This window comes from Allobosea sp. P1_B10, assembly GCF_056406735.1.
This window is the reverse complement of record NZ_JBFTZP010000007.1, coordinates 134,022-156,637: the sequence shown is the minus strand read 5'-3', so window position 1 is coordinate 156,637 and position 22,616 is coordinate 134,022. Positions and strand designations below refer to the sequence as shown.

Genomic DNA, 22,616 nt, shown 5'->3' with positions numbered 1-22,616 from the left:
GGTGAACCGTGGAGCCTCGGCGCCTGATGAATTCGAACCTTGCCTGGGATGATTTTCGCCTCGTCAAGGCGATCGCGGATCATGACGGGCTGACCGGCGCCGCCTCGGCGCTCGGCGTCAACCATTCCACAGTGTTCCGCCGCCTCGGCCAGATGGAAGACCAACTCGGCCTGACCTTGTTCGAGCGGCGCAAGACCGGCTACGTCGCGACGATAGCCGGCGCCGAGATGGCAACCCTCGCCGCCCGGATGGACGAAGACGTCACAGCCTTCGGCCGGCGCCTGGCGGGACGCGACGTCGCGCCGTCGGGCGAGGTCCGCATCACGACCACCGATACGCTTTATCTCAACGTGCTGCTGCCGATCTTCGCCGCCTTCCGCGCGGCCAGTCCCCTGATCCGGCTGGACCTCGTGATCGGCAACCAGACGCTGAACCTGTCGAAGCGCGATGCCGACGTCGCCATCCGAGCCAGCGACTCGCCCGGCGAGACGCTGGTGGGACGGCGGCTGGCGACCCTGAACTGGGCAATCTATGGCCGCAGGGAGGAGGCTCCGAGCGCGGCGGAAATGGCCGACCCGTCGGCGCTCTTCCAACGCAACTGGGTCACGCTCGGCGACCAACTCGCCCATGTTAAGGCTGCGCGCTATGTCCGCGACCATGTCGCGCCCGACCGGATCGCGCTGCGAAGCTCGGCGGTACTGGGGCTGACGGAGGCTGTCGAGAACGGGCTCGGCATCGGGCCCCTGCCCTGCTTCATCGCCGACCAGCGGCCGTCCCTTGTCCGACTGGCGCCGCCCGATCCTGACTTCTCGACGGGCCTGTGGATCCTGACCCATCCCGACATCAGGAATGCGCCGCGGGTACGGGCCTTCATGGAGTTCTGCGGCGCGGAACTGGCAAAGCTGCGCGGGTTGCTGGAGGGCACGGCGTAGCGACGCAGCGCTACGGGGCGATCTCGAAGAAAAGCTCGTAGCGCCCGCCATCTCCCGTCATGTGCTTCGACACCACGGTCGGCAATCGCGCGCGCAGGCTGTTGGCGATCTGGATTTCGCCGACGTCGATGAGGTCGTCATTGTTGAGGACACCGATGGTGATCGGACCTTTCAGGGCGTCACGCATGGTCTTCAGCAGGCGCTGCACGAGTTGATCGCGCGAGAGTTCGGCCGGCGCTGAGACGAGATCGGCATAAAGCTGCGCGTGGAGCCCCGCCCTGATGCCAGCGGCCTTGCCATTGTCGTTTTCCATCAAGGCGGCGATGATCACGACGTTCTGAGGATCCGGCGCCGGCTCAGGCTGTCCGCTGATGCCCCAGATATTCGCCGGCGGGACGAGCGGCAGTCCGCCTGGGCCGTAGAAGAACATGCCCGTCTTGCGGCTCTCGCCGGAGTCGACATCCCCCCAGGGGCCGTAGAGAACGGTATTCGCAGCCGGGGGAAATCCGCGCCGGGCCGTGAAGACGAGCGCGTAAGGCTCATCGGAATCCGCTTCGCTGGTGTCCTTGTAGCACCTGATGGATTTCAGGAAGATCCTCATCATCCGCCCTTCCTGCCCAAGATCAAAGCGACGGGCAGTGAAGAGCATCTCATCGAATATCTGAGGCAACGTCATCCATACGGATGACGTTGCGTGCAACTGCAGCGAAACGACTGTCGATTCGCGCCCGATCTAGCCGATCTCGACGACGACACGCCCGCGCACCTTGCCTTCGACGATCGCCTTGCCGGTCTCGACGACGCTGTCGAGCGGGATCGTCGTGGTCATCTTCGCCAGCGTGTCTCGGTCGAGGTCGGTGGCCAGGCGCGCCCAGGCCTCGAGCCGGCGCGGCTTGGGGCACATCACGGAATCGACACCGAGCAGGGCCACGCCGCGCAGGATGAACGGCATCACCGATGCCGGCAGATCCATGCCCTGCGCCAGGCCGCAGGCCGCGATCGCGCCGCCGTACTTCGTCATCGACAGCAGGTTGGCGAGGGTGTGCGACCCGACAGCATCGACGCCGGCGATCCAGCGCTCCTTGCCTAGCGGGCGGCCGGGCGCGGAGAACTCGTTGCGGTCGATGATCTCGGCTGCCCCGAGCGCCTTCAGATACTCGGCCTCGTCCGCGCGCCCCGTCGAGGCGATGACGTGCCAGCCCGCTTTGGCGAGCAATGCGATGGCAACGGAGCCGACGCCGCCGGCCGCGCCGGTCACGACGACCGGGCCGTCTGCGGGCTTGAGGCCGTATTTCTCCAGCGCCAGCACGCAGAGCATCGCGGTGTAGCCGGCGGTGCCTATAGCCATTGCCTCGGCGGGGTTCATGCCGGCGGGCAACGGCACCAGCCAGTCGCCCTTGACCCGGCTCTTCTGGGCATAGGCGCCCAGATGCGTTTCGCCGGTGCCCCAGCCGTTCAGGACGACGAGGTCGCCGGGCTTGAAATCGGGATGGTCGGAGGTCTCGACACGGCCGGCGAAATCGATACCGGGGATCATCGGCCAGCGCCGCACCACGGGAGCCTTGCCGGTGACCGCCAGGCCGTCCTTGTAGTTCACCGTGGAGTGCGTGACGCGGACGGTCACGTCGCCCTCCATCAGGTCAGCCTCGGCGAAGTCGGTGATGGCGAGAGTGGGGGCAATCTCGCCCTTGGTCGCGACAAGGGCCTTGAACGTGGTCATGGGCGTCTCCGGGGGTGGTTCCGTCATTGCAAGCGAAGCGAAGCAAGCCAGGCGAATGATGCACTGGGCCCTAGACTGCTTCCTCGCTTCGCTTCCTGCAATGACGCCCGGTCTGCAAGCACCCGGCGTGCGTCTTTTCCGCAGCCCCTGACCTCAGGCCGGCTGCGCCACCGGCCGCTCGACGGCCTTCTCGACGATCGGCAGGTTGATCAGCGCCGAGGCGAGACCGAGCGCGACAGAGAGCCACCAGACGACCTGGTAGGAGCCCGTGGCCTCGTAGAGGACGCCGCCGAGGAGCACCCCGAGGAAGCCGCCGACCTGATGCGAGAAGAAGGCGAAACCGTAGAGCATCGCCATGTACTTCGTGCCGAACATCAGCATGACCAGCGACGAGGTCGGCGGGATCGTCGAGAGCCAGAACAGCCCGATGACGACACCGAAGGCGAGCGCCGTCGCCGGGCTCGGCGGCAGCAGGATAAAGACCGCGATCGCGACCGCACGACCGAGATAGATCCAAGCCAGCAGATGGCGCTTGGGCATCCGCGTCGAGAGCCAGCCCGAGCAGAGCGAGCCCACGGCATTGGACAGCCCGATCACGGCCAGCGTCCAGCCGCCGACCCAGGCGGCCATGCCGACATCCTTGAGATAGGCCGGCATGTGGGCGGTGATGAAGGCGAGTTGGAAGCCGCAGGTGAAGAAGCCGAGGACCAGCAGAACATAGGAGCGGTGCCGGAAAGCCTCTGTCAGGGCCTGTTTGATGCTCTGGCCGGGCAGGTTTACGGCCGAAGCCGGCTGTGCTGACGCGCCCTTGCGGGTGCCCAGCATGATCGCGAAGGGCATGACCAGCAGCACGGAGCCGGCGAAGACGACCAGCGCCTGGTGCCAGCCGATCTGGTCGATCAGGATGTTGCCGATCGGCGGGAACAGGAACTGGCCGAAGGAGCCGGCGGCGGTGCCGGCGCCAAAAGCCATCGGCCGCCAGGATTCCGGGAGAAGCTTGCCGAAGGCCGCGAGCACGAGATTGAACGAGCAGGCGGAGAGACCAAAGCCGATGAGCACTCCCGCGCCGAGATGCAGGGTCATCGGCGTTGCGGCGTAGGCCATCACGACGAGGCCCGCGGCATAGAGCACCGCGCCGAAGCAGAGCACGCGCACCGTGCCGAACCGGTCGGCGACCGCACCGGCGAAGGGCGCGCCCAGCCCCCACAGCAGGTTCTGGATCGCGATGGCGATCGAGAAGGTGTCGCGGCCCCAGCCGAATTCGACCGTCATCGGGATCTGGAAGAGACCGGCGCTGGCGCGCGGCCCGAAGGTGATCAGCGCGATCATGCAGCCAGCGGCCACGATGATTTCCGGAGCATAGTTGCGTGCGGGAGCGGCACTCATGGACAGTCTCCGGAATTGTCTGATTCAGCACCAACGTGTGGCTGCACGATAATCGGCTTGGCCCAAGTGCAATAACGCGTTTTCGTGAGCAACAGCATCACAGGCTCAGATGAGCGGCCGGCGTATCCGAAATGGCACGCCACCGGAAGTCGTCATTAACCGCGGCTCAACCTTACCCAGCCAATAACTTGCGAACGCGAATGCGTGCGATCCGGCACGTTTCGCTGCCAGTCGGGTCTCTGGGCGAGTAAACGAGTGTGAGTCAGGTGCGTTTGCGCAGGCGTACGAGGCGGTTCGGTCTGCTCGGGCTCAAATGGGCTCTGGCCACCGTCGCGCCATGGGCGCTGTCGGCAGGCATGCTCGTCTCCTTCACCGCCTCCGCCGGCCAGAACTACGGCCCCGACGCCCTGCCCTATTCGCTGATCCCGCGCGCGGCGCCCAACGTCGATTCGGCGCTGGCCGAGGGTCCGTCCATGCTCGTCGCGGCCACGGCCTTCCGCCTGCCAGGGCTGGCGCTGGCGTCCACGGTCAAGCTGGCGCATCTGTCCTTCGACGACCCTGAGCGGCGCATCGCGATCGATCCGCGCCAGCCGCGCGACGACATGAAGCAGACGGCCGCCGGTTTCCCTGAGGTCGACCGCAGCGCCAAGGGCGACCCGTTGCCGGGCCTGCGGCCGAGCATATCGGTCGACCTGTCGCGCGAACTCCAGCGCGTCGTCTTCGGCGATACCCAGCCGGGCCTGATCTCGGGCGGTTTCTCGCTCGACGCACAGCGCGAGGCGGAGGCGATTCACGGGCCGCAGACGGGTTTCGAGCCCTATGCCAATGAAGAAGGCCTGACCGACCCGGCTCTGTCGGACGCATCGCCGCACTCGCCGCGCCGCGTCATAACCTCGCCGCGGCAGGCCGAGTTGCACCTGGAGAGCATCGACGGCTCCTCGCCATCCGTGGCCGCCGCAAGCGCACGCGCCTCCACGACCCCTGTCGTCAACTACAATGTCGCGACGCTGGCTCCGCCGGCGACGCCCGCCGCGCCGGCCCGCACTGACCGCCTCGCAAAGGGACGCCCCGGCCAGTCGACCAGCACGATCGCCAAGGCCGACACCGGCCCGCGCCGCAGCTACCTCAACCTGATCGTGCCGACCGACATGGCGCGGCAGCAGCGCTGCCTGGCCGAGGCGGTCTATTTCGAGGCACGCTCCGAATCGGATGAAGGCCGCGCGGCCGTGGCCCAGGTCGTGCTCAACCGTGTCGCGAGCGGCCTCTACCCCGACAGCGTCTGCGGGGTCGTCTACCAGAACAGCAACCGCTACCTGGCCTGCCAGTTCACCTTCACATGCGAGGGCAAGTCGCTGCGGATCACGGAGCCGGGCCCTTGGCGCGAAGCCGTGCGGATCGCTCGAGAGGTCTATGACGGCACGACCTATCTCGCCGAGGTCGGCGGCTCCACGCATTACCACGCCAACTATGTCCGGCCGTACTGGGCCAAGAAGCTGCGGAAGATGGACACCATCGGGCAGCATGTCTTCTATCAGCTGAAGCCGGGCCAGACCTGAAGGTCGCGCCCGCCAGCGCTGGGGCGATAGCGTTCACGCCTTCCTCCGATGGGATTAGTCCTGAAGATCAGCGTGGATCACCGCGGAAAGATGGGCATTCGAGCGATTTCGTTCACCGTCTTTCAACACCCCTGAATCGCATGGGTCCAAGGCACTATGGTTAATTTTACCTTGTTTTAGCGTTTACCTTGCGTTCATCAGTTTGAATGGGCTTTCTGATCCCACAAGCGGCACGCCGATGCCGCAACCACTGGCTGGGTCAGACATGAGCACCAAGGTTCTCTCCACCACCGGTTTTGCCGCCTCCGCCTTCGCAGGCATTCTGCTGCTCGGCGCCCAGGGCGCACAGGCTGGCGGCTGCTTCGGCTCATCCTGCCGTCCGGCTCCCTGCCAGGGCGCGTCCTGCTACAATCTGGTGCAGACGCCGCCGGTCTACGGGACCATCGACGAAACCTATCTCGCCCGCCCTGCCCGTTCGCAGGCACAGGTCATCCCGGCCGAATACGATTACGTCACCGAGAAGGTGATGATCCATCCGGCTCGCCAGATCCCGCATCATCGTCCCGCCCAGTATTCGACCGTGACCGAGAAGGTCATGATCTCGCCCGGCGGTAAGCGCTGGGAAGTCACCACGGACGCCTATGGCCGTACCACCGGCTGCTGGGTCTACGACCAGCCGCGCTACGGCTACAAGCAGCGCACGGTCGAGGTCGCTCCGGCGAGCGTCGATTACGAGACGCTGCCGCCCGTCTACACGCAGCGCCAGCGCAAGGTCATGGTTCGGCCGACGCAGGTCGTGCACCACACCGTTCCCGCCGTCTACGAGACGCGCCAGCGCTCGGTGCTCGTGAGCCCCGGCTCGAAGCACTGGGCACGCGCCGGCTACTGAGGATTTCTTCTACTGGTTTATCTACCGAGACCCTTTGACTACGGAAAATACCACTCAAAACCCGGCTCAGGCCGGGTTTTTTTTGATCTCTGTGTGAGCGGTACCTTCTCCGTCATGGTCGGTCTTGTGCCGACCATCCACGGCTTCCTTCGTCGAGCATGTTCAAGTGCTCGCCACAGGGGCAAGCATAACGGCAGCGCCGCGTCATGCTCGGGCGCAGCGACGCGCAGACCCGAGAATTTCAGGACGAGACGATACTGGTTCAAAAATGGCCGGTCAGGCCCGACTATGACGGCGCTCTTCAGGCGAGCCCGCCATTGATCAGCACGAGCACGCCGACGCCGACAAGGAAGGCCAGGAAGCGCGCTGGCATCCGTATAAGGCCGCCGGGCGCGTGGCCGGTGGCAAGTCCGCCGACGACCTCGACGAGGCCGAGGCCGAGCAGGACCCAAACGAAAGGCGGGAAGCCCGCGGAACCCGCGACCCAACCCGCCTTGAGACTATAGGCAGCAATCGCACCAAGCGCCGCGCCGACAGCAATGAAAAGCAGTTCGACGCGGGTGAAACGCATGGGGCCTTCTCAGCGCCGACGGAAGTTCTGGTTACGCGGGGGACCGCCGGGAGCGGGACCGGCTGTCTTCTGGCGGAAGTTGATGCGGCCGCGATCGAGATCATAAGGCGACATCTCGACGACGACACGGTCGCCGGCGATGGTGCGGATACGGTTCTTCTTCATCTTGCCGGCCGCATAGGCCAGGATGATGTGTTCGTTGTCGAGCTTGACCCGATAATTGCCATCGGGAAGGACCTCGACCACGGTCCCGTCGAATTCGAGCAGTTCTTCTTTAGCCATACTGTCGTCCTTCGTGTGCCCTTTGGCGCTTGGACCGGATCGCGTTCAAACTCGACCCGGTCCGACTCTGGCGTGTCGCGCGTTCAGTTCGCGCGGCGCCGGGCGCCGTCGGTGCGTCGTTGATCTGTTCTTTGCTGCAAGAAGGCCACGCCGCCAAGCCCTTCCTTGGCAGAAGTCCCCTCTTTTCGCTGCGCAGGCTGCTCGGCACGGGCCGGACGGTCATTGCGCGGCGCGTCGGCACGGCTTCCCTCGCTGCGGCCACCGGCATGAGCCGGCTTGGCATGCGCGGGCTTGCCGCCGCCATTCGGCTTGGCGCCCTGGCGCTGGCCCGACGGCCGGCCGCCGTCGCGTCCACCGCCGCCATTCTGCTGGCCACGGCCGCCACGGCCCTGGTTCTGCGGGGGCTTCTTGGGGGTGCGACCATCCCAGTACGGGACTTCGCCGATCGGCGTGATCGCGACGCGGGTCAGCTTCTCGATGGCGGCGAGATCACCGCGTTCCTCGGGCGTGCAGAACGCGATCGCCATGCCGGACGCTCCGGCGCGCGCGGTGCGGCCGATGCGGTGGACATAGGTCTCGGGAACGTTCGGCAGGTCGAAGTTCACGACATGGCTGATGCCGTCGACATCGATGCCGCGAGCGGCGATGTCGGTGGCGACCAGGATGCGCAGTTCGCCATCACGGAAGGAGCCCAGCGCCCGCTCGCGCTGGCCCTGGCTCTTGTTGCCATGGATCGCGGCGGCCTTGATGCCCGAGATCTCGAGCTGGCGGACAACCTTGTCGGCGCCGTGCTTGGTGCGCGTGAAGACGATCGCGCGCTCCATTTCGGGAACGCTCAGGGTCCGCGCCAGCAGCGACGGCTTGTCGCCGGGCTGCGTGAAGATCACGCGCTGGTCGATCTTCTCGGCCGTTGTCGCGACGGGAGCCACCGAAACCTCGACAGGGTCGGTCAGGTAGGCGCCGGCGATGTCGCGGATCGGCTTGGGCATGGTCGCCGAGAACAGCAGCGTCTGGCGCTTGGCCGGGATCAGGGTGGCGATCCGGCGCAGCGCATGGATGAAGCCGAGATCGAGCATCTGGTCGGCCTCGTCGAGGACGAGGTATTCGATCTCGCGCAGCGAGACGGCACGCTGGTCGACGAGATCGAGCAGGCGGCCGGGCGTGGCGACGAGGATGTCGACGGTCTGGCCGAGCGCGCGGATCTGCTTGCCGACGGGAACGCCGCCGAACACGACGGTCGACTTGATGGTGCTGAAGCTTGCATAGGCGCGGATCGAGGTCTCGATCTGCGCGGCGAGCTCACGGGTCGGCGAGAGAATCAGGGCGCGAACGCTGCGCGGCTGCATGCGGCGCGGCTGGTTGAGCAGGCGGTGCAGCAGCGGCAGCGCGAAGGCGGCCGTCTTGCCGGTACCGGTCTGGGCTGCACCAAGCAGGTCGCGGCCCTGGAGAATCGGAGGAATCGCCTGCGCCTGAATCGGCGTGGGCGTGGTGTAACCTTCAGCTGCGAGCGCCTTGAGAAGCTGCTCAGCAAGCCCGAGGTCGGTAAATTGTGTCAAAACAAGACTTTCTGGACGCCGCGACGCAAGGGGCACATGTGGGTATCGGCTGTGCCGCCGGATTGCGCCCGGCCTTGACTATTTGCTCTTTCCTGCCGGCGAACCGCTAAGCCACAGCGCCGGAAGGTGTCGTCGTTTGCGAACCGGGCGAGCGTCTGGTGACGCCCACCCGGCCGATATCATTTAGTCTCAGGCGACGGCGAGGTTGCCGGCCGAGGTCTTGCCGGTCTTGCGATCGGCAACGAGCTCGTAGGACACGACCTGGCCTTCGACCAGCTCGCGGAGGCCAGCGCGCTCGACAGCGCTGATGTGGACGAAGATGTCCTGACCGCCGTTAGACGGGGTGATGAAGCCATAGCCCTTGGTGGTGTTGAACCACTTGACGGTGCCCTTATCCATGGAAGGTAGTCCTTACGTTTCAGATCCGCGTATGATTGCGACCCAGGGCTCGACGCGCGGACGCCTCGCTCTGGTCTTGTAGCGATGAGTGGTGGATCTGAATCGTGACCGCCGACCGGACAAAAGCCCGCGCGGAGGAATGGCCAGAACCCGGCCGCATCTCGTCTTACGTGGGGTGGGCTAGCACATTTTGCAAAGGGGGTCCAGCAGCGGCAAGGATTCCTCTGGGAAAAGCGCTCCGCGCGCGCCGTCAAACGGTCCCGGCACAACCCTACCACCCCCCGACGTGACCCTGAGGCAGGATGATCCCCTGCGATTGTCGGATTTACGTAGACACCGGCTTTACCGAATCCGGCACCCCTTGCCATTTTCAACGGCTGCGTCGCACAATCATGAGGCTTTCTATTCGCCCTAGACCTAGACTTCACAACGGATGTTGTTCGAGGACACGAGGATGTTCGGCGAAGCCCTCCTGCCAGTAGAGCGGTTGCCACGAGCACTCCGTCCGCTTCGGACCTATCTGCTTGCCCTGATCTTTCTGGCGCTCGCCCCGGCCATCGGCGCGATCGGAATCGCGGTCTGGCATGCGGGCTCGGCCTTTCGCGACTCATCGTCCGCACAGTTGATGGATACGGCGCGGACGCTGACGCGGGCCGTGGAAAGCGAACTCGAGCAGCGCTCAGCATTTCTCTCCGCCCTCGCCTCGGCCCCGACAGCGCCCGACGGCGGGAGCGACCAGTGGCTGAGCTGGCTCGAGCAGGCCGGTGCGCCTTTGGGCGGGCGCATCGTCGCCGACACCGTGGCGAAATCAACGGAGACGGCAGACGACGGCATCTCGAGATCCGGCATACCGCGCTCGGTCCTGCAGCGGGCGGCGGCTAGCGACCAGCCAGCGCTCTCGAACCTCTTCACTGCCTCGCCGGGCAGCGAGCCCGAACTGGCGATCTCGGTCGCGCGGCCGCTTGCGGGGCAGGCCAGCCTGGTGTTGTCGCTGGCGGTACCGCCAGGCAAGCTCGTGCGCACCTTGCAGCAGCGAGGCCCCGCACTGAGCAACATGCTCGTCGCTGTCACCGACGGGGCCGGGCGAATCGTGGCAAGGTCGCGCGATCCGGCGCGTTTCATCGGGCGCACCGTACCGGACTGGGAGAACCTCGAGGCGGCGGGCGGCGACCATGGCAGTTTCAAGGCTGTTACGGCCGAGGGCGGCGACGTCGTGTTCGCATTCCAGAAGGTGCATGGGACGCCGGGCTGGGCCGTCGTCGTCGGCGAACCGCTCGCGGTCTTCAATGCGCGCTGGCAGCAGCCGCTGGTCGGCCTTGCGATTGGCAGCGCACTCGCGATCCTGCTCGCCCTGCTGGCTGCAACCTGGATCGCCCGTCTCGTATTGGGGCCGATCCAGTCGCTCGCCCGCCATGCGGCAGCGGTCGCCACCGAGGGAGGCCAGGCCGACATCATCCCCGCACAGCCATCGACAATCGCGGAATTCGAGGCGCTGCGCTCCAGCATCGAGGGCGCCGAGGCGGCGCTGCGCCTGCAGGCGGAGGCGGAGCGCCGCACGGCCCGCGAGCTGGCGGCGAGCGAGCGTCGCTACAGGGCGCTCTCCGAGGTCGGGGCCCTCGTGTTCTGGCGTCGCGCCAGCTCCGGCGAGGTGTTGTCCGCGACCGGGTGGTCGGAACTCACCGGGCAGCCGGAGACGACCGCGTTCGGCAATGCATGGCTCGACAGCATCCACCCGAGTGATCGCGCCGTCGTCGACGCCGTCTGGTACGAGGCCAACAGCAGGCGTGCCCTGCTCGATGTCGAATTCCGGGTCGCGGCTGCGGACGGCCAGTGGCGCTGGGTGCGCGGGCGCGGCGCGGCGATCACGGCCGAGGACGGCAGCATCACCGAGTGGGTAGGCGTGCTCGAGGATGTGGATGCGCGCCGGCAGGCCCAGGCCCGCGTCGCTCACATGGCTCACCACGACGCGCTGACCGGCTTGCCCAACCGCCTCCTCTTCCGGGAGCGGCTGGACGAGGCGGTCTCGCGCGCCTCGCGCGGACATCCCGAGGCAGTGCTCTGCCTGGATCTCGACCGCTTCAAGGAGGTCAACGATACGCTTGGCCATCCAGCAGGTGACGCCCTGCTCTGCGCCGTGACCGAACGATTGCGTGCAGCCGTCCGCGACAGCGACACGATCGCGCGGCTCGGCGGCGACGACTTCGCGATTGCCCAGACCGGGGCTCCGCAGCCCGTCGGCGCATCCGCTCTGGCCGAGCGGCTGGTTGCCGAGCTCAGCCGCCCCTACGACCTGCTCGGGCACCAGATCGTGATCGGCGTCAGCGTCGGCATCGCCTTGATCAATGCAGACGAAGAGGCAGACCGTGCGCTGCAGAACGCCGACATGGCGCTCTACCGCGCCAAGGAGGAAGGCCGCGGCAGGTTCTACTTCTTTGAGCCCGCGATGGACGCTCGCATGCAAAAGCGTCGGGTAATGGAAACCGCGCTGCGCCGCGCCATGGCCGAGCGCGAATTCGAGGTCTACTACCAGCCACTGATGAAGGTCAGCACGCGCGATCTGGTCTCGTTCGAGGCGCTGCTGCGCTGGAATCACCCCGAACTCGGTCAGGTCCAGCCCGCCGATTTCATCCCGCTGACCGAGGAGATCGGCCTGATCGTCCCGCTCGGCGAATGGGTGCTGGAGCAGGCCTGCAGCGAAGCCACGACATGGCCGGAGCATCTCAGGGTCGCGGTGAATATCTCCCCGGTCCAGCTGGCCCATCGCGGCCTGGCGGATGCGGTCGGCCGGGCCCTGCTCAGCTCCGGGCTGGCGCCCCAGAGGCTCGAGCTCGAGATCACGGAGAACGCGCTGATCGAGGATATCACGGCCGCAACGGCCACGCTGTTCAAGCTGAAGAGCCTGGGTGTCCGGATCACGATGGACGATTTCGGCACGGGCTGCTCGTCGCTGGGCTACCTGCGCGCCTTCCCGTTCGACAAGATCAAGATAGACAAGTCGTTCGTGCGCAGCCTTGGCGACCAGCAGGAGAGCCGGGCGATCATCAAGGCCGTCACCGGCCTGTGCGAAAGCCTCGGCATCACGACGACCGCCGAGGGCGTGGAGACCGAGGCGCAGTTCGACTTCCTGCTGTCGGAGCAATGCACGGAGGTCCAGGGCTTCCTGTTCAGCAAGCCCTGCCCGGCCTCGGAGGTCGTCGCGCTGTGCCGCTCACTCAGCCCGGCAGCGTCGACGCAGCCACCGCTGCGCCTGCTGTCCAAGTGATCAGGGCGGGCAGACTACGCCCAGCCGCCCCGATGCTCCCGGCGTAGCCGCGGTCTGCTCCTAGGCTGCTCTCAGCCTTCCTTGGCGCGCACGGCGCCGAGCGCTGCCTGCGCCGCCGCGAGACGCGCGATCGGCACGCGGAAGGGCGAGCAGGAGACGTAGTCCAGCCCGACGCTCTCGCAGAAACCGATGGAGGCGGGATCGCCGCCATGCTCGCCGCAGATGCCGAGCTTGATGCCCGGGCGCGCCTTGCGGCCACGCTCAGCGGCTATCTTCACGAGTTCGCCGACGCCTTCCTGGTCGATGGTCACGAAGGGATCATTCGCCAGGATGCCCTTGGCGGTATAGGCGCCCAGGAACGAGCCGGCATCGTCGCGGCTGATGCCAAGCGCGGTCTGGGTCAGGTCGTTGGTGCCGAAGGAGAAGAACTCGGCGCTCTTGGCGATCTCGCCGGCCATCAGAGCTGCGCGCGGCAGCTCGATCATGGTGCCGACCTGGTAGGTCAGCTCGACGCCGCTCTCGGAGATCACGGCCTTGGCCATGGAGTCGATGCGCGCCTTGACGAGGTCGAGTTCGGCGACGCCCATGACGAGCGGCACCATCACCTCGGGGATCACCGCCTTGCCGGTGTCCCTGGCCGCGATGACGGCCGCCTCGAAGATCGCGCGGGCCTGCATCTCGGCGATCTCGGGATAGGCGATCGCCAAGCGCACGCCGCGGAAGCCGAGCATCGGGTTGAACTCATGCAGCTCGGTTGCGCGGTGCTTCAGCGCCTCGGGCGTGACGCCCAGAGCCTTGGCGACCGAGGCGACCTCGGCCTCGCCATGGGGCAGGAACTCGTGCAGCGGCGGATCTAGCAGGCGAATGGTGACAGGCAGCCCGCCCATGATGGTGAAGAGCTGGACGAAATCCTGGCGCTGCATCGGCAGCAGCTTGGCGAGCGCCGCGCGACGGCCGGTGTCATTCTCGGCCAGGATCATCTCGCGCATCGGCTGGATGCGGTCCTCGTCGAAGAACATGTGCTCGGTGCGGCAGAGGCCGATACCCTCGGCGCCGAATTCGCGCGCGGTGCGGGCGTCCTCGGGGGTCTCGGCATTGGCGCGCACCTTGAGGCGGCGGACCTTGTCGGCCCAGCCCATCAGCGTGCCGAACTCGCCGGAGAGCTCCGGCTTCTGCATCTTGATCTCGCCGAGCATGACCTGGCCGGCCGCGCCGTCGATCGTGATGAAATCACCGGCCTTCAGGATCGTCTGGCCGACCGTCAGCGTGCCCTTGGCATAGTCGATGCGGATCTGGCCGGCGCCCGAGACGCAGGGCTTGCCCATGCCGCGCGCCACGACCGCCGCATGCGAGGTCATGCCGCCACGCGTGGTCAGGATGCCCTCGGCCGCGTGCATGCCGTGGATGTCTTCCGGCGAGGTCTCGATGCGGACCAGGATGACCTTGCGACCGGCCTTCTTGGCATTCTCGGCATCGTCGGAGTTGAAGACGATCTCGCCGGCGGCGGCACCGGGCGAGGCCGGCAGACCGGTCGTCAGGATGCGACGCTCGGCCTTGGGGTCGATCATCGGGTGCAGGAGCTGGTCGAGCGCGCCGGGCTCGACGCGACCGACGGCCTCCTCCTGCGAGATCAGGCCTTCCTTGGCGAGTTCGACCGCGATCCGCAGCGCGGCCTTGGCCGTGCGCTTGCCGGACCGGGTCTGCAGCATCCAGAGCTTGCCCTCCTGGATGGTGAACTCCATGTCCTGCATGTCGCGGTAGTGCTTCTCGAGGATGCCATAGATCCGGACGAGCTCGGCATAGGCCTCCGGCATCGCCTTCTCCATGGAAGGCTTGTCGGAACCCGCTTCCGCCTTGGCGGCCTCTGTGATGTCCTGCGGCGTGCGGATGCCGGCGACGACGTCCTCGCCCTGGGCGTTGATCAGGAACTCGCCATAGAGCGCGTTCTCGCCGGTCGAGGGATTGCGGGTGAAGGCGACACCGGTGGCCGAGGTCTCGCCCATGTTGCCGAAGACCATCGACTGGATGTTGACCGCCGTGCCCCAGGCCGCGGGGATGCTGTTGAGCTCGCGATACTTGATCGCGCGGGCGTTCATCCACGATGAGAACACGGCGCCGACCGCGCCCCAGAGCTGCGCCTCGGGGTCCTGCGGGAAGTCGCTGCCGAGTGCCTTGCGCACGATCTCCTTGTACTTGCCGACCAGGACCTTCCAGTCGGCGGCGACGAGATCGGTGTCGAGATGGTAGCCCTTGCGCTCCTTGTAGTCCTCGAGCGCCTCCTCGAAGGCGCCATGGTCCACGTCGAGCACGACGTTGGAATACATGGTGATGAAACGGCGATAGCTGTCCCAGGCGAAACGCTCGTCGCCCGAAGCCTTGGCGACGGCCTCGACGGTAACGTCGTTCAGGCCGAGATTGAGCACGGTGTCCATCATGCCCGGCATCGAGGCGCGGGCGCCCGAGCGCACCGAGACCAGCAGCGGGTTGGCGGGATCGCCGAAGACCTTGCCCGTCAGCCGCGCCATCTCCGCGAGCGAGGCCTTGACCTGCGCGTCGAGCGCGGCGGGGAACTGCTTGCCGTTATCGTAATACCAGGTGCAGACCTCGGTGGTGATGGTGAAACCCGGAGGCACCGGCAGGCCCAGATTGCTCATCTCGGCGAGGTTCGCCCCCTTGCCGCCGAGCAGGTTCTTCATCTCCGCGGCGCCTTCGGCCTTGCCGTCGCCGAAAGTGTAGACCCACTTGCCGCTTGCCGCCTTGCCATCAACCATCGAAACAGCCTTTTCCAGAACACAGCCGAGCGCAGGAACGCCACGGCGGTCGATTGGTTTCGTCCGCGCCGCCACTCAGCGACGCGGCGTGGTCATGCCGAAAACCACGTGAACAATCAATGAGCGGCACGTCGTCGCGCCCCAGGGGCGACAGACGAAACCGCTCGCTCAGCGCTTTCCGGCCTTGGCTCCGCGCGGCCAGCGCAGCGGCCAGTTTACGATGCGATCGGGAATGTCGTCTTCGTCGATTTCATCCTCGCTCGTGAAAACCCGGCCGCTGACCGAAACGCCGGCATCGACCACCGTCTGCGGGTCGCCAGAGACGAGCGGATGCCACCAGGGCAGGTCCCGGCCCTCGGCGACCAGCCGATAGGCGCAGGTCGGCGGCAGCCAGCGAAGGGTGCGCACCGCCTCGGGCGTCAGCGTCACGCAATCGGGTACGAGGGTGGACCGGTTGCGATAGTCCTTGCAGCGGCAGCTGGTGCCGTCGAACAGCTTGCAACCGATATCGGTGGCGAGAATGGCACCGGTGTCCTCATCCTCGAGCTTGATCAGGCAACAGCGGCCGCAGCCATCGCAAAGCGATTCCCATTGCTGTTGGTCCATCGCCTCCAGCGCAGTGGTGCGCCAGAACGGCTCGCTCGAATATGGCTTGTCGGTCATGCCCGTGCTTATGCGCCACCCTGCCCCGCGAGGAAAGCGTCGCGCAGCCGCAGCAACGCATCGGGGCTACCCCGCCCGCCGGACGTCCGGCAGTGTCAACCATAATGTCATGCGACGGCGCGAAAACTGCTCAAACAGGCCATCCTGCCCCTTATCGGGCGATAAAACGGCACTTATGTGTCAGCATCCGGGATTGTGTTGCCAAGACCATGTCGCGGCGGGACAATGCCCGGGGTTCTTGTCTGGAGTGCCGCAACGGCATGGAATTCAAGAAGGCAGGATGGGCGACCAAGGCCAGGCGTTCCGCGCTTGCCTTCGACTCATGGGTCGATGCCGGCCTGTGGGGCGCGGCTCGCCGTGCCGGCGAATTCCATGAGCGGATCCGCAGTTTCGCCGACCGCTTCAGCGTCGGCGGCGGCAAGCGCCTGGCCGTCGAGTTCGCCAGCGAAGGGCTCAACATCGGCATCGTCGGCGCCTTCCTGATGCTCGCTTTGGCGATCCCGTCCTTCCAGGAGGGGCGCGAGGAGGCGCTGAAGCACCAGGTCTTCGCCGTGACCTTCCTTGACCGCTACGGCTCCGAGATCGGCCATCGCGGCGCCCGGCACGACGATTCCCTGAAGCTCGAGGAGATGCCCGACCACCTGATCAAGGCGGTTCTGGCCACCGAGGACCGGCGCTTCTACGACCATTTCGGCATCGATCTGCTCGGCACGCTGCGGGCCGTCACCGTCAATGCGCGCGCTTCGGGCGTGGTGCAGGGCGGCTCTTCGCTGACGCAGCAGCTCGCCAAGAACCTGTTCCTGACCAATGAACGTTCGCTCGACCGCAAGATCAAGGAAGCCTTCCTGGCGATCTGGCTGGAAGCCCGGCTCACCAAGAACGAGATCCTGAAGCTCTACCTCGACCGCGCCTATATGGGTGGCGGCACATTTGGCGTCGCCGCGGCGGCTGACTATTATTTCGGCAAGTCGGTGAAGGACGTCACCCTGGCCGAGGCCGCGATGCTGGCCGGCCTGTTCAAGGCACCGACCAAATACGCCCCCCACGTCAATCTTCCCGCAGCGCGGGCGCGTGCCGCCGACGTGCTGAATGCGATGGTCGATGCCGGCTTCCTGACCGCCGGCCAGATCGACAGCGCCAAGCGCAACCCCGCGACGCCGGTCGACCGCAAGCGCGACGCGAGGCCCGATTATTATCTCGACTGGGCCTTCGACGAGATCAAGAAGCTGGCCGACGACGGCAAGATCGGCCCGGACCGGGTGCTGACCGTGAAGACACCGCATGACCCGGCGATCCAGGACCGCGCCGACGAGGCGATCGAGCAGATCCTGCGCCAGCACGGCCCGACCTACCGCGCCAAACAGGCCGCGACCGCGATCATGGACCCCGACGGGGCGGTACGCGCGATGGTGGGTGGTCGCGACTATGGCGCGAGCCAGTTCAACCGCGCGACATCGAGCCTTCGCCAGCCCGGCTCCTCGTTCAAGCCCTTCGTCTATGCGGCGGCGCTGTCGGCGGGGCTCTACCGGCCCAACACCATCGTGACCGATCGTCCGGTCTGCATCGGCAATTGGTGCCCCAACAATTACGGGCGCTCCTATGCCGGCTCGATGCCGCTGACCACCGCGCTCGCCAAGTCGATCAATACGATCCCCGTGCAGATGTCGATCGCGATCGGCAAGGCGACGGGCGAGACGCATGAGGCCCGCGCAGCCCGCATCGGCCGCAACAGGATTGTCGAGACCGCCCGCGCCATGGGCCTGACGACACCGCTGAACGACACCGTCTCGCTGCCGATCGGCGCGGCGGAGGTCACGGTGATCGACATGGCCGCCGGCTATTCGGTTTTCGCCAATGGTGGCAAGCGGGCGCGCCCCCATGCTGCCATCGAGATCCACAATTCGCAGGGCGACGAAATCTACCGGCACGACCGCGACGAGGGGCCTGCCCGGCAGGTCCTGAGCGCGCAGGTCGCGCAGGACATGAACTTCATGCTGTCGAAGGTTCCGACAGAAGGAACCGGTCGCCGCGCGGCGCTGGAGGGCGTCGTGACCGCCGGCAAGACCGGCACGACCAACGGCTACAAGGACGCCTGGTATGTCGGCTATTCCGGCAATCTCGTCGGCGCGGTCTGGTTCGGCAACGACGATTCCTCGGAGACCGCCAACATGACCGGCGGCGCCCTGCCCGCGATGACCTGGAAGGAGATCATGCAGTTCGCGCATCAGGGCCTGGAATTGAAGCCGATACCGGGCGTGCCGGTTCCTGCCGATCCCAAGGCCTCCACCGTCGCCCGGGCGGGCGCGGCCGCCCCTGCCGGTGCCGCGCCAGCCGCCGCCGGACCGGGCGCCGGGCATATGCCGCGTCGCTCCTTCGAGGTGCTGTCCTCGGTCGGTGCGATGTTCAAGACGATCGAGCCCGTGCGGACTGCTCGCACCTCGTTCCAGACCGGGATCAACGCGGTGCCCGGACGCGAGACGAAGACGCGCTAGCATGATGTGCAGGCAGTGCCTGTCATTGCGAGGAGCGCATGCGACGAAGCAATCCAGAGGTCGGAAGAGCGCCATGTCGTCCTGAATTGCATCGCTTTGCTCGCAATGACGTAAAAGCGATATGGAGACGCGCTCGCTGCCTGACCCGCCAAGGCGGTTGACGGCGCCGTCGCGGCTGGCTCAACTCGTGATCGCCGGCTCCTCGATGGCCGGCGCGGAAAGCACGGCCTTGCGCGTTCTCGACCTCGCTTACGTCATCGCCATCGGGGCGGGTCTCGGGCTCGCCTCCGCCCAGTACACGGCCGTGGGGCGGCCCTGGATCGGCCAGGTCGAGATCGGCCCCTGGACGGCCTGGCCGCGGGGCGGCGGGCGCGGCGTCGATCCCTATATGCGGGCCTATCTGGCGCGCGGCGTGCACCTGCCGCTCGGCGCAGGCGAAGGCCTGGAACTGATCGCCACGCGCGATGATCACGGCGCTGCGCTCGATGGCCGCTGCCGCTACAGGATCTCGGGCGCGACGCCGACGACTCGCCGCTGGACGCTGAACGTTTCCGACATGGAAGGGCTGCCGTTCCGCCTGCCGCTGGAGCGCAGCGGCTTCAGCGATGCCGAGATCATCCGCGACGAGGATGGCGCGATGCGGATCGCAGCCGCCTCGGCACCCCAGCCCGGCAACTGGCTGCCTCTGCCACGCAATGACCGCTTCCAGTTCCGCCTTCGGCTCTACGACACCCCGATCTCGAGCCAGGCCAGCGAATTGCGTCCGGCCATCCTGCCGAGCATCACGAGGCTCGACTGCCGATGAGCACGCTCGAGCAGACCCGGCAGGGCGCGGCCGTACGGCCAGGATGGGGTGCCCGCCTCGCAGCCGCCGCCCGCCGCTTCGCACTGGGCACGATTGCCGGCCTGGTGCTTGCGGGTATCGTCCACATCGTTGCCGTGCTGCTGATCCCCGTCCTGTCTGACCGCGACGCCACCAGCGCCTATCTCGCTTTGGGTGCGGGCGGCCGGGCCGAACTGGTCTCGGGCCCTGCGAATGCAACTGGCCTGGCAGCCTTGCGCGAGGCCGACCCCTACGTTTCGACGGCCGTGTGCGGCTACGACTTGAGCGCGGGGCCGGTCCGTGTCGTGGCGCGCATTGCGGCCCTGCCTCTGGGCCTGACCGTTCACCGGCGCGGCGGCGGCGTGCTCTACGCCATCACGGACCGTGCCGCGATCCGCGGCGTGATAGAGTTCGTCGTGATGACCGAGCCACAGCAGGACGAGCGCATCGCCCGCGACGATGAAAACGAGCCCGTGCGCGAACTGCGGATTGTCTCGGACACGCAGCAGGGCCTGATCGTGGCGCGGGTCCCTGCCGGACGCGGTTCCGACCGTGCGGATGCCGAGGCGCTGGCAACCGGCGTGGCCTGCGGCGCGGCCGATTGAGGATTTCCGTCGGACGCCTCAGCCCTTGTAGACGACCGGGCGCTGGGTCTCCGGCTCCGGCGGCGGCGGTGCATCGGAGGCGCCCCCGAAGACACCGATCAGCGACAGCTTGCACATCGGCACGGCCTCGGCCTCGAGCGCCATGATCGCGCGCTCGGCGCGGATCGCTTCGCGCGATGGGGTTTCGACCACGAGATTGGCAAGCGCGTAGCGATAGCTCTCGACGCGGAAGCGAACGCGCTCGCAGACCCAGAGGATCAGCCCCTCGTTTTCGACCACGCGCGCAAAGGCCGGATCGCGCTTGTCGGGCGGAACCAGGGGCGAGCCGTCGACCATGCGCAGGCGCACCCTGTCGGCCGCAACGACGCGGGCTGCATTGCCACGGAACGGCGAGATCAGCAGGCGGTCGGCGTTGGCGTCCTCGGCCAGGCGGTTATAGCGCGACGCCTGCGAGACGTAGGACCCGCTCGTAAGGGCGCGATGGTAGTCGGAGATCGCCATCGACTGCTTGTCGACCGGCAGCACACGCGCATAGACCAGTGCCGAGACCTCGCGTTCGAAGTAGTCGCGCTCGCTGGCCGGCATGACGAAGCGCCAGGCGCGATCGCGCAGCTGGTTCTCGTCGTCGGTCATCCGGAACGGCGACGCCGCCTCGCCCCGGTACGATGCAGCCCTGAAACCGACCTGGGGCAGGATCGTATCGTTCCATAGATCGGCGCGGGGACGGCCGAAATCGCCGGACGTGTTGCAGGCGCCCGCCGCCAGCCCGGTCAGCAGGACGGCGACCAATCGAAGGGCACGAGCGGGTTTCGGGATCGTATCGAAGGCGATGGTCACACGGGATGCCTGGCGACGGTTGCGCGCACTGTCGTGCGCGGCGGACGTCCCCGGCGGCGCGCCTGCGTCTCGGCAGGCGCTGGCTCGGGCTGACGCTCATAGCGCACGCCGGTGAAGAACAGGATCTGCGCCGGCGCACTCGGCGCAGACGCAGGGAGGTGGGCAGTTTTCGCGCGCGGCGCGAAGGGAATGACGATGGACATCGACGCGCCTCCGTGTCTGGCGCCTGGTTGCGGTTGGCAGCAGGGCTGCGCCCGCGCGGGCCGAACCCGCATTGACGCTTAGGCCCTCCTCGTTGCATCAGGCCCCCACATGGTTAACGCCCTATTAAAGCCTCGGGGATTATCATGCGTATAATAGCCAAATTCCCCACCCGAGTTGCAGTCAATGCCATCGCGAATTTCAGCAGAACTCGCCCAGCTCGCCCGCCTCGCCCGTGAAGGTGGTCTCGATCTCAGCCAGGTCTCGCTCCGCGTAAAGGCGGATCTGCTGATGACGATGCCCAATCCTCCGCAGGAGGATCTCGCGATCTTCAGCGACATGGCGCAGGCGCTGGTGCCAAGCATCGACGACGCCACGGCCCTGATCCTCGCGCGCAAGCTCGCAGGCTGGCGCCACACGCCGCCCGAGGTGCTGCAGGCGCTGAAGGCGCGCGGCGGCCCGGTGCTGGCGGCCTTGCTGCGCCATGGCATGAACACTACGGAGACCGAGATCGAAGCTCTCGCCGAGGACGGCGACGGCGACATTGCCGTGGCGCTGGCCGAGCGCCCCGATCTGACGGCCACCGCCACCCTGATCCTGGTCGATCGCGAGGATCGCGCGATCGACCTCGCGCTGATCGCCAATACCCGCTCGCCGATGCCGCGGGCTGCGCTCGACGTGCTGGTCGAACGCTCGCGCACCGACGCCGCCTACGCTCCGGGCCTGCTGGCACGGACGGACATCGCGAGCGTCGAGCTGACGCCGTTGTTCCTGCAGGCTGGTCCCGATCGGCGCACAGCCATCCTGGAATCGCTGACGGCGCTGGACTCGCTCTCCCCGTCGGAGCGCCGGCCGCAGCTGGCGCAAGATGAGCTCGCGGGCTGGCTCGCCACGGCAGGCGAGGACCCGGTCGGCGCCTTCGGCGCGATCGCGGACCGGCTCGGCGCCGACGGCACCCTGGCCGATGCGCTTGCCGGAGACCATTCGCGCGATCTCACCGCGCTCGCCCTGATGGCCGCCGGCGCAAGCGTCGAGGATGCGACGCGCTTCCTGATCAGGCTCGGCGACGACGCGGCCCACTCGGTCGACCGCATTTTCGCGCTCGTCGCCCTGATGCGTGCCACGCGGCCGTCTGTGGCTCAGCGGGTCGTCATGCAGGTCGCTGGCGCCCGGTCGCGAACCGAACCCCGCAAGACGCGCTACCAGCCGGCGATGGACCCCAGCAGCACGCCGGCCCGCCCGGGTGCGAGCAAGGCGGACAATCAATCGCTGGTCGGCGGCGTCATGCGGCGGCTCGGCTTGCGCCGCGAGCAGGGCTGAGGCGCCTCAGGGCTCGACGAGGTCGAGGCGCGGATCACCGCGCCGGTTCTCGATCTCGACCAGCCACAGATCGGGGTCGAAGCGGCGCTCGCGCTCGACACGCTCCTCCACGGAGCCCGGATCGGAATCGAGGATGAGCTGGAAGCGCCGGCCGCCATCGGGATCGGCCAGCGTCTGCGGCGCCGGGCCATAAAGGGCAGCTGTGCCGTCTAGCCGATCGAGCTTCACGAAGATCGCGCCGGCTTCCTGTGCACCGCGCCGGCGCAGCACCGCGTCGAGCCCGTCATGGGCGGCCTGGCGTAGATAGGCCGAGACCCAGAAATCACTGGTCAGGCGGGCCATCCGCGTGCA

Annotated in this window: 20 protein-coding genes; 8 read left to right on the top strand and 12 right to left on the bottom strand. The window is 67.0% G+C overall.

Features of this window, described 5'->3' with window-relative positions; all coding sequences use genetic code 11:
* Positions 1-26 precede the first annotated feature (26 nt).
* Entirely contained in the window at positions 27-932 is a 906-nt protein-coding gene (locus AC1D2L_RS16295) for a LysR family transcriptional regulator (RefSeq protein ID WP_476846932.1), read from the top strand.
* A gap of 10 nt (positions 933-942) precedes the next feature.
* Here AC1D2L_RS16295 and AC1D2L_RS16290 read toward each other — a convergent pair whose 3' ends face one another.
* The 3 genes from AC1D2L_RS16290 to AC1D2L_RS16280 all read right to left on the bottom strand — a co-directional run bounded on the left by AC1D2L_RS16290 (position 943) and on the right by AC1D2L_RS16280 (position 4,038).
* On the bottom strand, positions 943-1,536 hold the full coding sequence (locus AC1D2L_RS16290) for a hypothetical protein (protein ID WP_476846931.1): 594 nt from the start codon (positions 1,534-1,536) through the stop codon (positions 943-945).
* A 129-nt stretch (positions 1,537-1,665) separates the two neighbouring features.
* On the bottom strand, positions 1,666-2,652 hold the full coding sequence (acuI, locus tag AC1D2L_RS16285) for an acrylyl-CoA reductase (NADPH) (RefSeq protein ID WP_476846930.1): 987 nt from the start codon (positions 2,650-2,652) through the stop codon (positions 1,666-1,668).
* Between the two features lie 153 nt (positions 2,653-2,805).
* Positions 2,806-4,038 (bottom strand): MFS transporter, encoded by a 1,233-nt coding sequence (locus AC1D2L_RS16280; protein ID WP_476846929.1) that lies wholly within the window; start codon positions 4,036-4,038, stop codon positions 2,806-2,808.
* Between the two features lie 266 nt (positions 4,039-4,304).
* On the opposite strand from AC1D2L_RS16280, the gene AC1D2L_RS16275 reads away from it, so the two are divergent.
* A complete protein-coding gene (locus AC1D2L_RS16275) occupies positions 4,305-5,594 on the top strand; it encodes a cell wall hydrolase (protein WP_476846928.1) in 1,290 nt (429 codons plus the stop codon).
* A 265-nt stretch (positions 5,595-5,859) separates the two neighbouring features.
* Positions 5,860-6,483, top strand: coding sequence for a hypothetical protein (locus AC1D2L_RS16270; RefSeq protein ID WP_476846927.1), 624 nt, complete (start codon positions 5,860-5,862; stop codon positions 6,481-6,483).
* Positions 6,484-6,784: 301 nt separating this feature from the next.
* Here AC1D2L_RS16270 and AC1D2L_RS16265 read toward each other — a convergent pair whose 3' ends face one another.
* The 4 genes from AC1D2L_RS16265 to AC1D2L_RS16250 form a co-directional block, all read right to left on the bottom strand.
* Positions 6,785-7,054 carry a hypothetical protein gene (locus AC1D2L_RS16265; RefSeq protein ID WP_476846926.1) on the bottom strand — a complete coding sequence of 90 codons (270 nt, stop codon included), beginning with the start codon at positions 7,052-7,054 and terminating at the stop codon, positions 6,785-6,787.
* A 9-nt stretch (positions 7,055-7,063) separates the two neighbouring features.
* Positions 7,064-7,336 (bottom strand): translation initiation factor IF-1, encoded by a 273-nt coding sequence (gene infA / locus AC1D2L_RS16260; protein ID WP_068183185.1) that lies wholly within the window; start codon positions 7,334-7,336, stop codon positions 7,064-7,066.
* An 83-nt stretch (positions 7,337-7,419) separates the two neighbouring features.
* Complete coding sequence (locus tag AC1D2L_RS16255; RefSeq protein WP_476846925.1) at positions 7,420-8,892, bottom strand: DEAD/DEAH box helicase; 1,473 nt, start codon at positions 8,890-8,892, stop codon at positions 7,420-7,422.
* A 189-nt stretch (positions 8,893-9,081) separates the two neighbouring features.
* Complete coding sequence (locus AC1D2L_RS16250; RefSeq protein ID WP_476846924.1) at positions 9,082-9,291, bottom strand: cold-shock protein; 210 nt, start codon at positions 9,289-9,291, stop codon at positions 9,082-9,084.
* A gap of 454 nt (positions 9,292-9,745) precedes the next feature.
* Here AC1D2L_RS16250 and AC1D2L_RS16245 point away from each other — a divergent pair, with 454 nt between their 5' ends.
* Positions 9,746-12,553 (top strand): bifunctional diguanylate cyclase/phosphodiesterase, encoded by a 2,808-nt coding sequence (locus tag AC1D2L_RS16245; protein ID WP_476846923.1) that lies wholly within the window; start codon positions 9,746-9,748, stop codon positions 12,551-12,553.
* A gap of 71 nt (positions 12,554-12,624) precedes the next feature.
* Here the strand turns inward: AC1D2L_RS16245 and ppdK are convergent, their stop codons facing one another.
* Both ppdK and AC1D2L_RS16235 read right to left on the bottom strand, forming a co-directional pair.
* The gene (gene ppdK / locus AC1D2L_RS16240) at positions 12,625-15,324 is read right to left on the bottom strand and encodes a pyruvate, phosphate dikinase (protein WP_476846922.1); all 2,700 of its coding nucleotides are present in this window, start codon (positions 15,322-15,324) and stop codon (positions 12,625-12,627) included.
* 168 nt (positions 15,325-15,492) lie between these two features.
* On the bottom strand, positions 15,493-15,987 hold the full coding sequence (locus AC1D2L_RS16235; protein ID WP_476846921.1) for a YcgN family cysteine cluster protein: 495 nt from the start codon (positions 15,985-15,987) through the stop codon (positions 15,493-15,495).
* Between the two features lie 260 nt (positions 15,988-16,247).
* On the opposite strand from AC1D2L_RS16235, the gene AC1D2L_RS16230 reads away from it, so the two are divergent.
* The 3 genes from AC1D2L_RS16230 to AC1D2L_RS16220 all read left to right on the top strand — a co-directional run bounded on the left by AC1D2L_RS16230 (position 16,248) and on the right by AC1D2L_RS16220 (position 19,907).
* Complete coding sequence (locus tag AC1D2L_RS16230; RefSeq protein WP_476846920.1) at positions 16,248-18,479, top strand: transglycosylase domain-containing protein; 2,232 nt, start codon at positions 16,248-16,250, stop codon at positions 18,477-18,479.
* Between the two features lie 121 nt (positions 18,480-18,600).
* Positions 18,601-19,284, top strand: a complete 684-nt coding sequence (locus AC1D2L_RS16225) for a DUF1214 domain-containing protein (RefSeq protein ID WP_476846919.1) — start codon at positions 18,601-18,603, stop codon at positions 19,282-19,284.
* Positions 19,281-19,907, top strand: a complete 627-nt coding sequence (locus tag AC1D2L_RS16220; protein WP_476846918.1) for a DUF1254 domain-containing protein — start codon at positions 19,281-19,283, stop codon at positions 19,905-19,907. Before AC1D2L_RS16225 ends, AC1D2L_RS16220 begins: the two co-directional genes overlap by 4 nt.
* A gap of 18 nt (positions 19,908-19,925) precedes the next feature.
* Here AC1D2L_RS16220 and AC1D2L_RS16215 read toward each other — a convergent pair whose 3' ends face one another.
* The gene (locus tag AC1D2L_RS16215) at positions 19,926-20,744 is read right to left on the bottom strand and encodes a hypothetical protein (protein ID WP_476846917.1); all 819 of its coding nucleotides are present in this window, start codon (positions 20,742-20,744) and stop codon (positions 19,926-19,928) included.
* Positions 20,741-20,947, bottom strand: coding sequence for a hypothetical protein (locus AC1D2L_RS16210; protein WP_476846916.1), 207 nt, complete (start codon positions 20,945-20,947; stop codon positions 20,741-20,743). Before AC1D2L_RS16210 ends, AC1D2L_RS16215 begins: the two co-directional genes overlap by 4 nt.
* A gap of 184 nt (positions 20,948-21,131) precedes the next feature.
* On the opposite strand from AC1D2L_RS16210, the gene AC1D2L_RS16205 reads away from it, so the two are divergent.
* Entirely contained in the window at positions 21,132-22,265 is a 1,134-nt protein-coding gene (locus AC1D2L_RS16205) for a DUF2336 domain-containing protein (RefSeq protein ID WP_476846915.1), read from the top strand.
* A gap of 6 nt (positions 22,266-22,271) precedes the next feature.
* Here AC1D2L_RS16205 and AC1D2L_RS16200 read toward each other — a convergent pair whose 3' ends face one another.
* A complete protein-coding gene (locus AC1D2L_RS16200; protein WP_476846914.1) occupies positions 22,272-22,607 on the bottom strand; it encodes a DUF1491 family protein in 336 nt (111 codons plus the stop codon).
* Positions 22,608-22,616: the final 9 nt, after the last annotated feature.

What these genes read in the sequence shown, in the direction of transcription:
- AC1D2L_RS16245 (WP_476846923.1), top strand. Translation starts at nt 9,746, where the DNA reads ATGTTCGGCGAAGCCCTCCTGCCAGTAGAGCGGTTGCCACGAGCACTC.
- AC1D2L_RS16290 (WP_476846931.1), bottom strand. Translation starts at nt 1,536, where the DNA reads ATGATGAGGATCTTCCTGAAATCCATCAGGTGCTACAAGGACACCAGC.
- AC1D2L_RS16270 (WP_476846927.1), top strand. Translation starts at nt 5,860, where the DNA reads ATGAGCACCAAGGTTCTCTCCACCACCGGTTTTGCCGCCTCCGCCTTC.
- AC1D2L_RS16250 (WP_476846924.1), bottom strand. Translation starts at nt 9,291, where the DNA reads ATGGATAAGGGCACCGTCAAGTGGTTCAACACCACCAAGGGCTATGGC.
- AC1D2L_RS16200 (WP_476846914.1), bottom strand. Translation starts at nt 22,607, where the DNA reads ATGGCCCGCCTGACCAGTGATTTCTGGGTCTCGGCCTATCTACGCCAG.
- AC1D2L_RS16230 (WP_476846920.1), top strand. Translation starts at nt 16,248, where the DNA reads ATGGAATTCAAGAAGGCAGGATGGGCGACCAAGGCCAGGCGTTCCGCG.
- AC1D2L_RS16205 (WP_476846915.1), top strand. Translation starts at nt 21,132, where the DNA reads ATGCCATCGCGAATTTCAGCAGAACTCGCCCAGCTCGCCCGCCTCGCC.
- AC1D2L_RS16280 (WP_476846929.1), bottom strand. Translation starts at nt 4,038, where the DNA reads ATGAGTGCCGCTCCCGCACGCAACTATGCTCCGGAAATCATCGTGGCC.
- acuI (WP_476846930.1), bottom strand. Translation starts at nt 2,652, where the DNA reads ATGACCACGTTCAAGGCCCTTGTCGCGACCAAGGGCGAGATTGCCCCC.
- AC1D2L_RS16210 (WP_476846916.1), bottom strand. Translation starts at nt 20,947, where the DNA reads ATGTCCATCGTCATTCCCTTCGCGCCGCGCGCGAAAACTGCCCACCTC.
- AC1D2L_RS16225 (WP_476846919.1), top strand. Translation starts at nt 18,601, where the DNA reads ATGGAGACGCGCTCGCTGCCTGACCCGCCAAGGCGGTTGACGGCGCCG.
- ppdK (WP_476846922.1), bottom strand. Translation starts at nt 15,324, where the DNA reads ATGGTTGATGGCAAGGCGGCAAGCGGCAAGTGGGTCTACACTTTCGGC.
- AC1D2L_RS16220 (WP_476846918.1), top strand. Translation starts at nt 19,281, where the DNA reads ATGAGCACGCTCGAGCAGACCCGGCAGGGCGCGGCCGTACGGCCAGGA.
- AC1D2L_RS16235 (WP_476846921.1), bottom strand. Translation starts at nt 15,987, where the DNA reads ATGACCGACAAGCCATATTCGAGCGAGCCGTTCTGGCGCACCACTGCG.
- AC1D2L_RS16295 (WP_476846932.1), top strand. Translation starts at nt 27, where the DNA reads ATGAATTCGAACCTTGCCTGGGATGATTTTCGCCTCGTCAAGGCGATC.
- infA (WP_068183185.1), bottom strand. Translation starts at nt 7,336, where the DNA reads ATGGCTAAAGAAGAACTGCTCGAATTCGACGGGACCGTGGTCGAGGTC.
- AC1D2L_RS16265 (WP_476846926.1), bottom strand. Translation starts at nt 7,054, where the DNA reads ATGCGTTTCACCCGCGTCGAACTGCTTTTCATTGCTGTCGGCGCGGCG.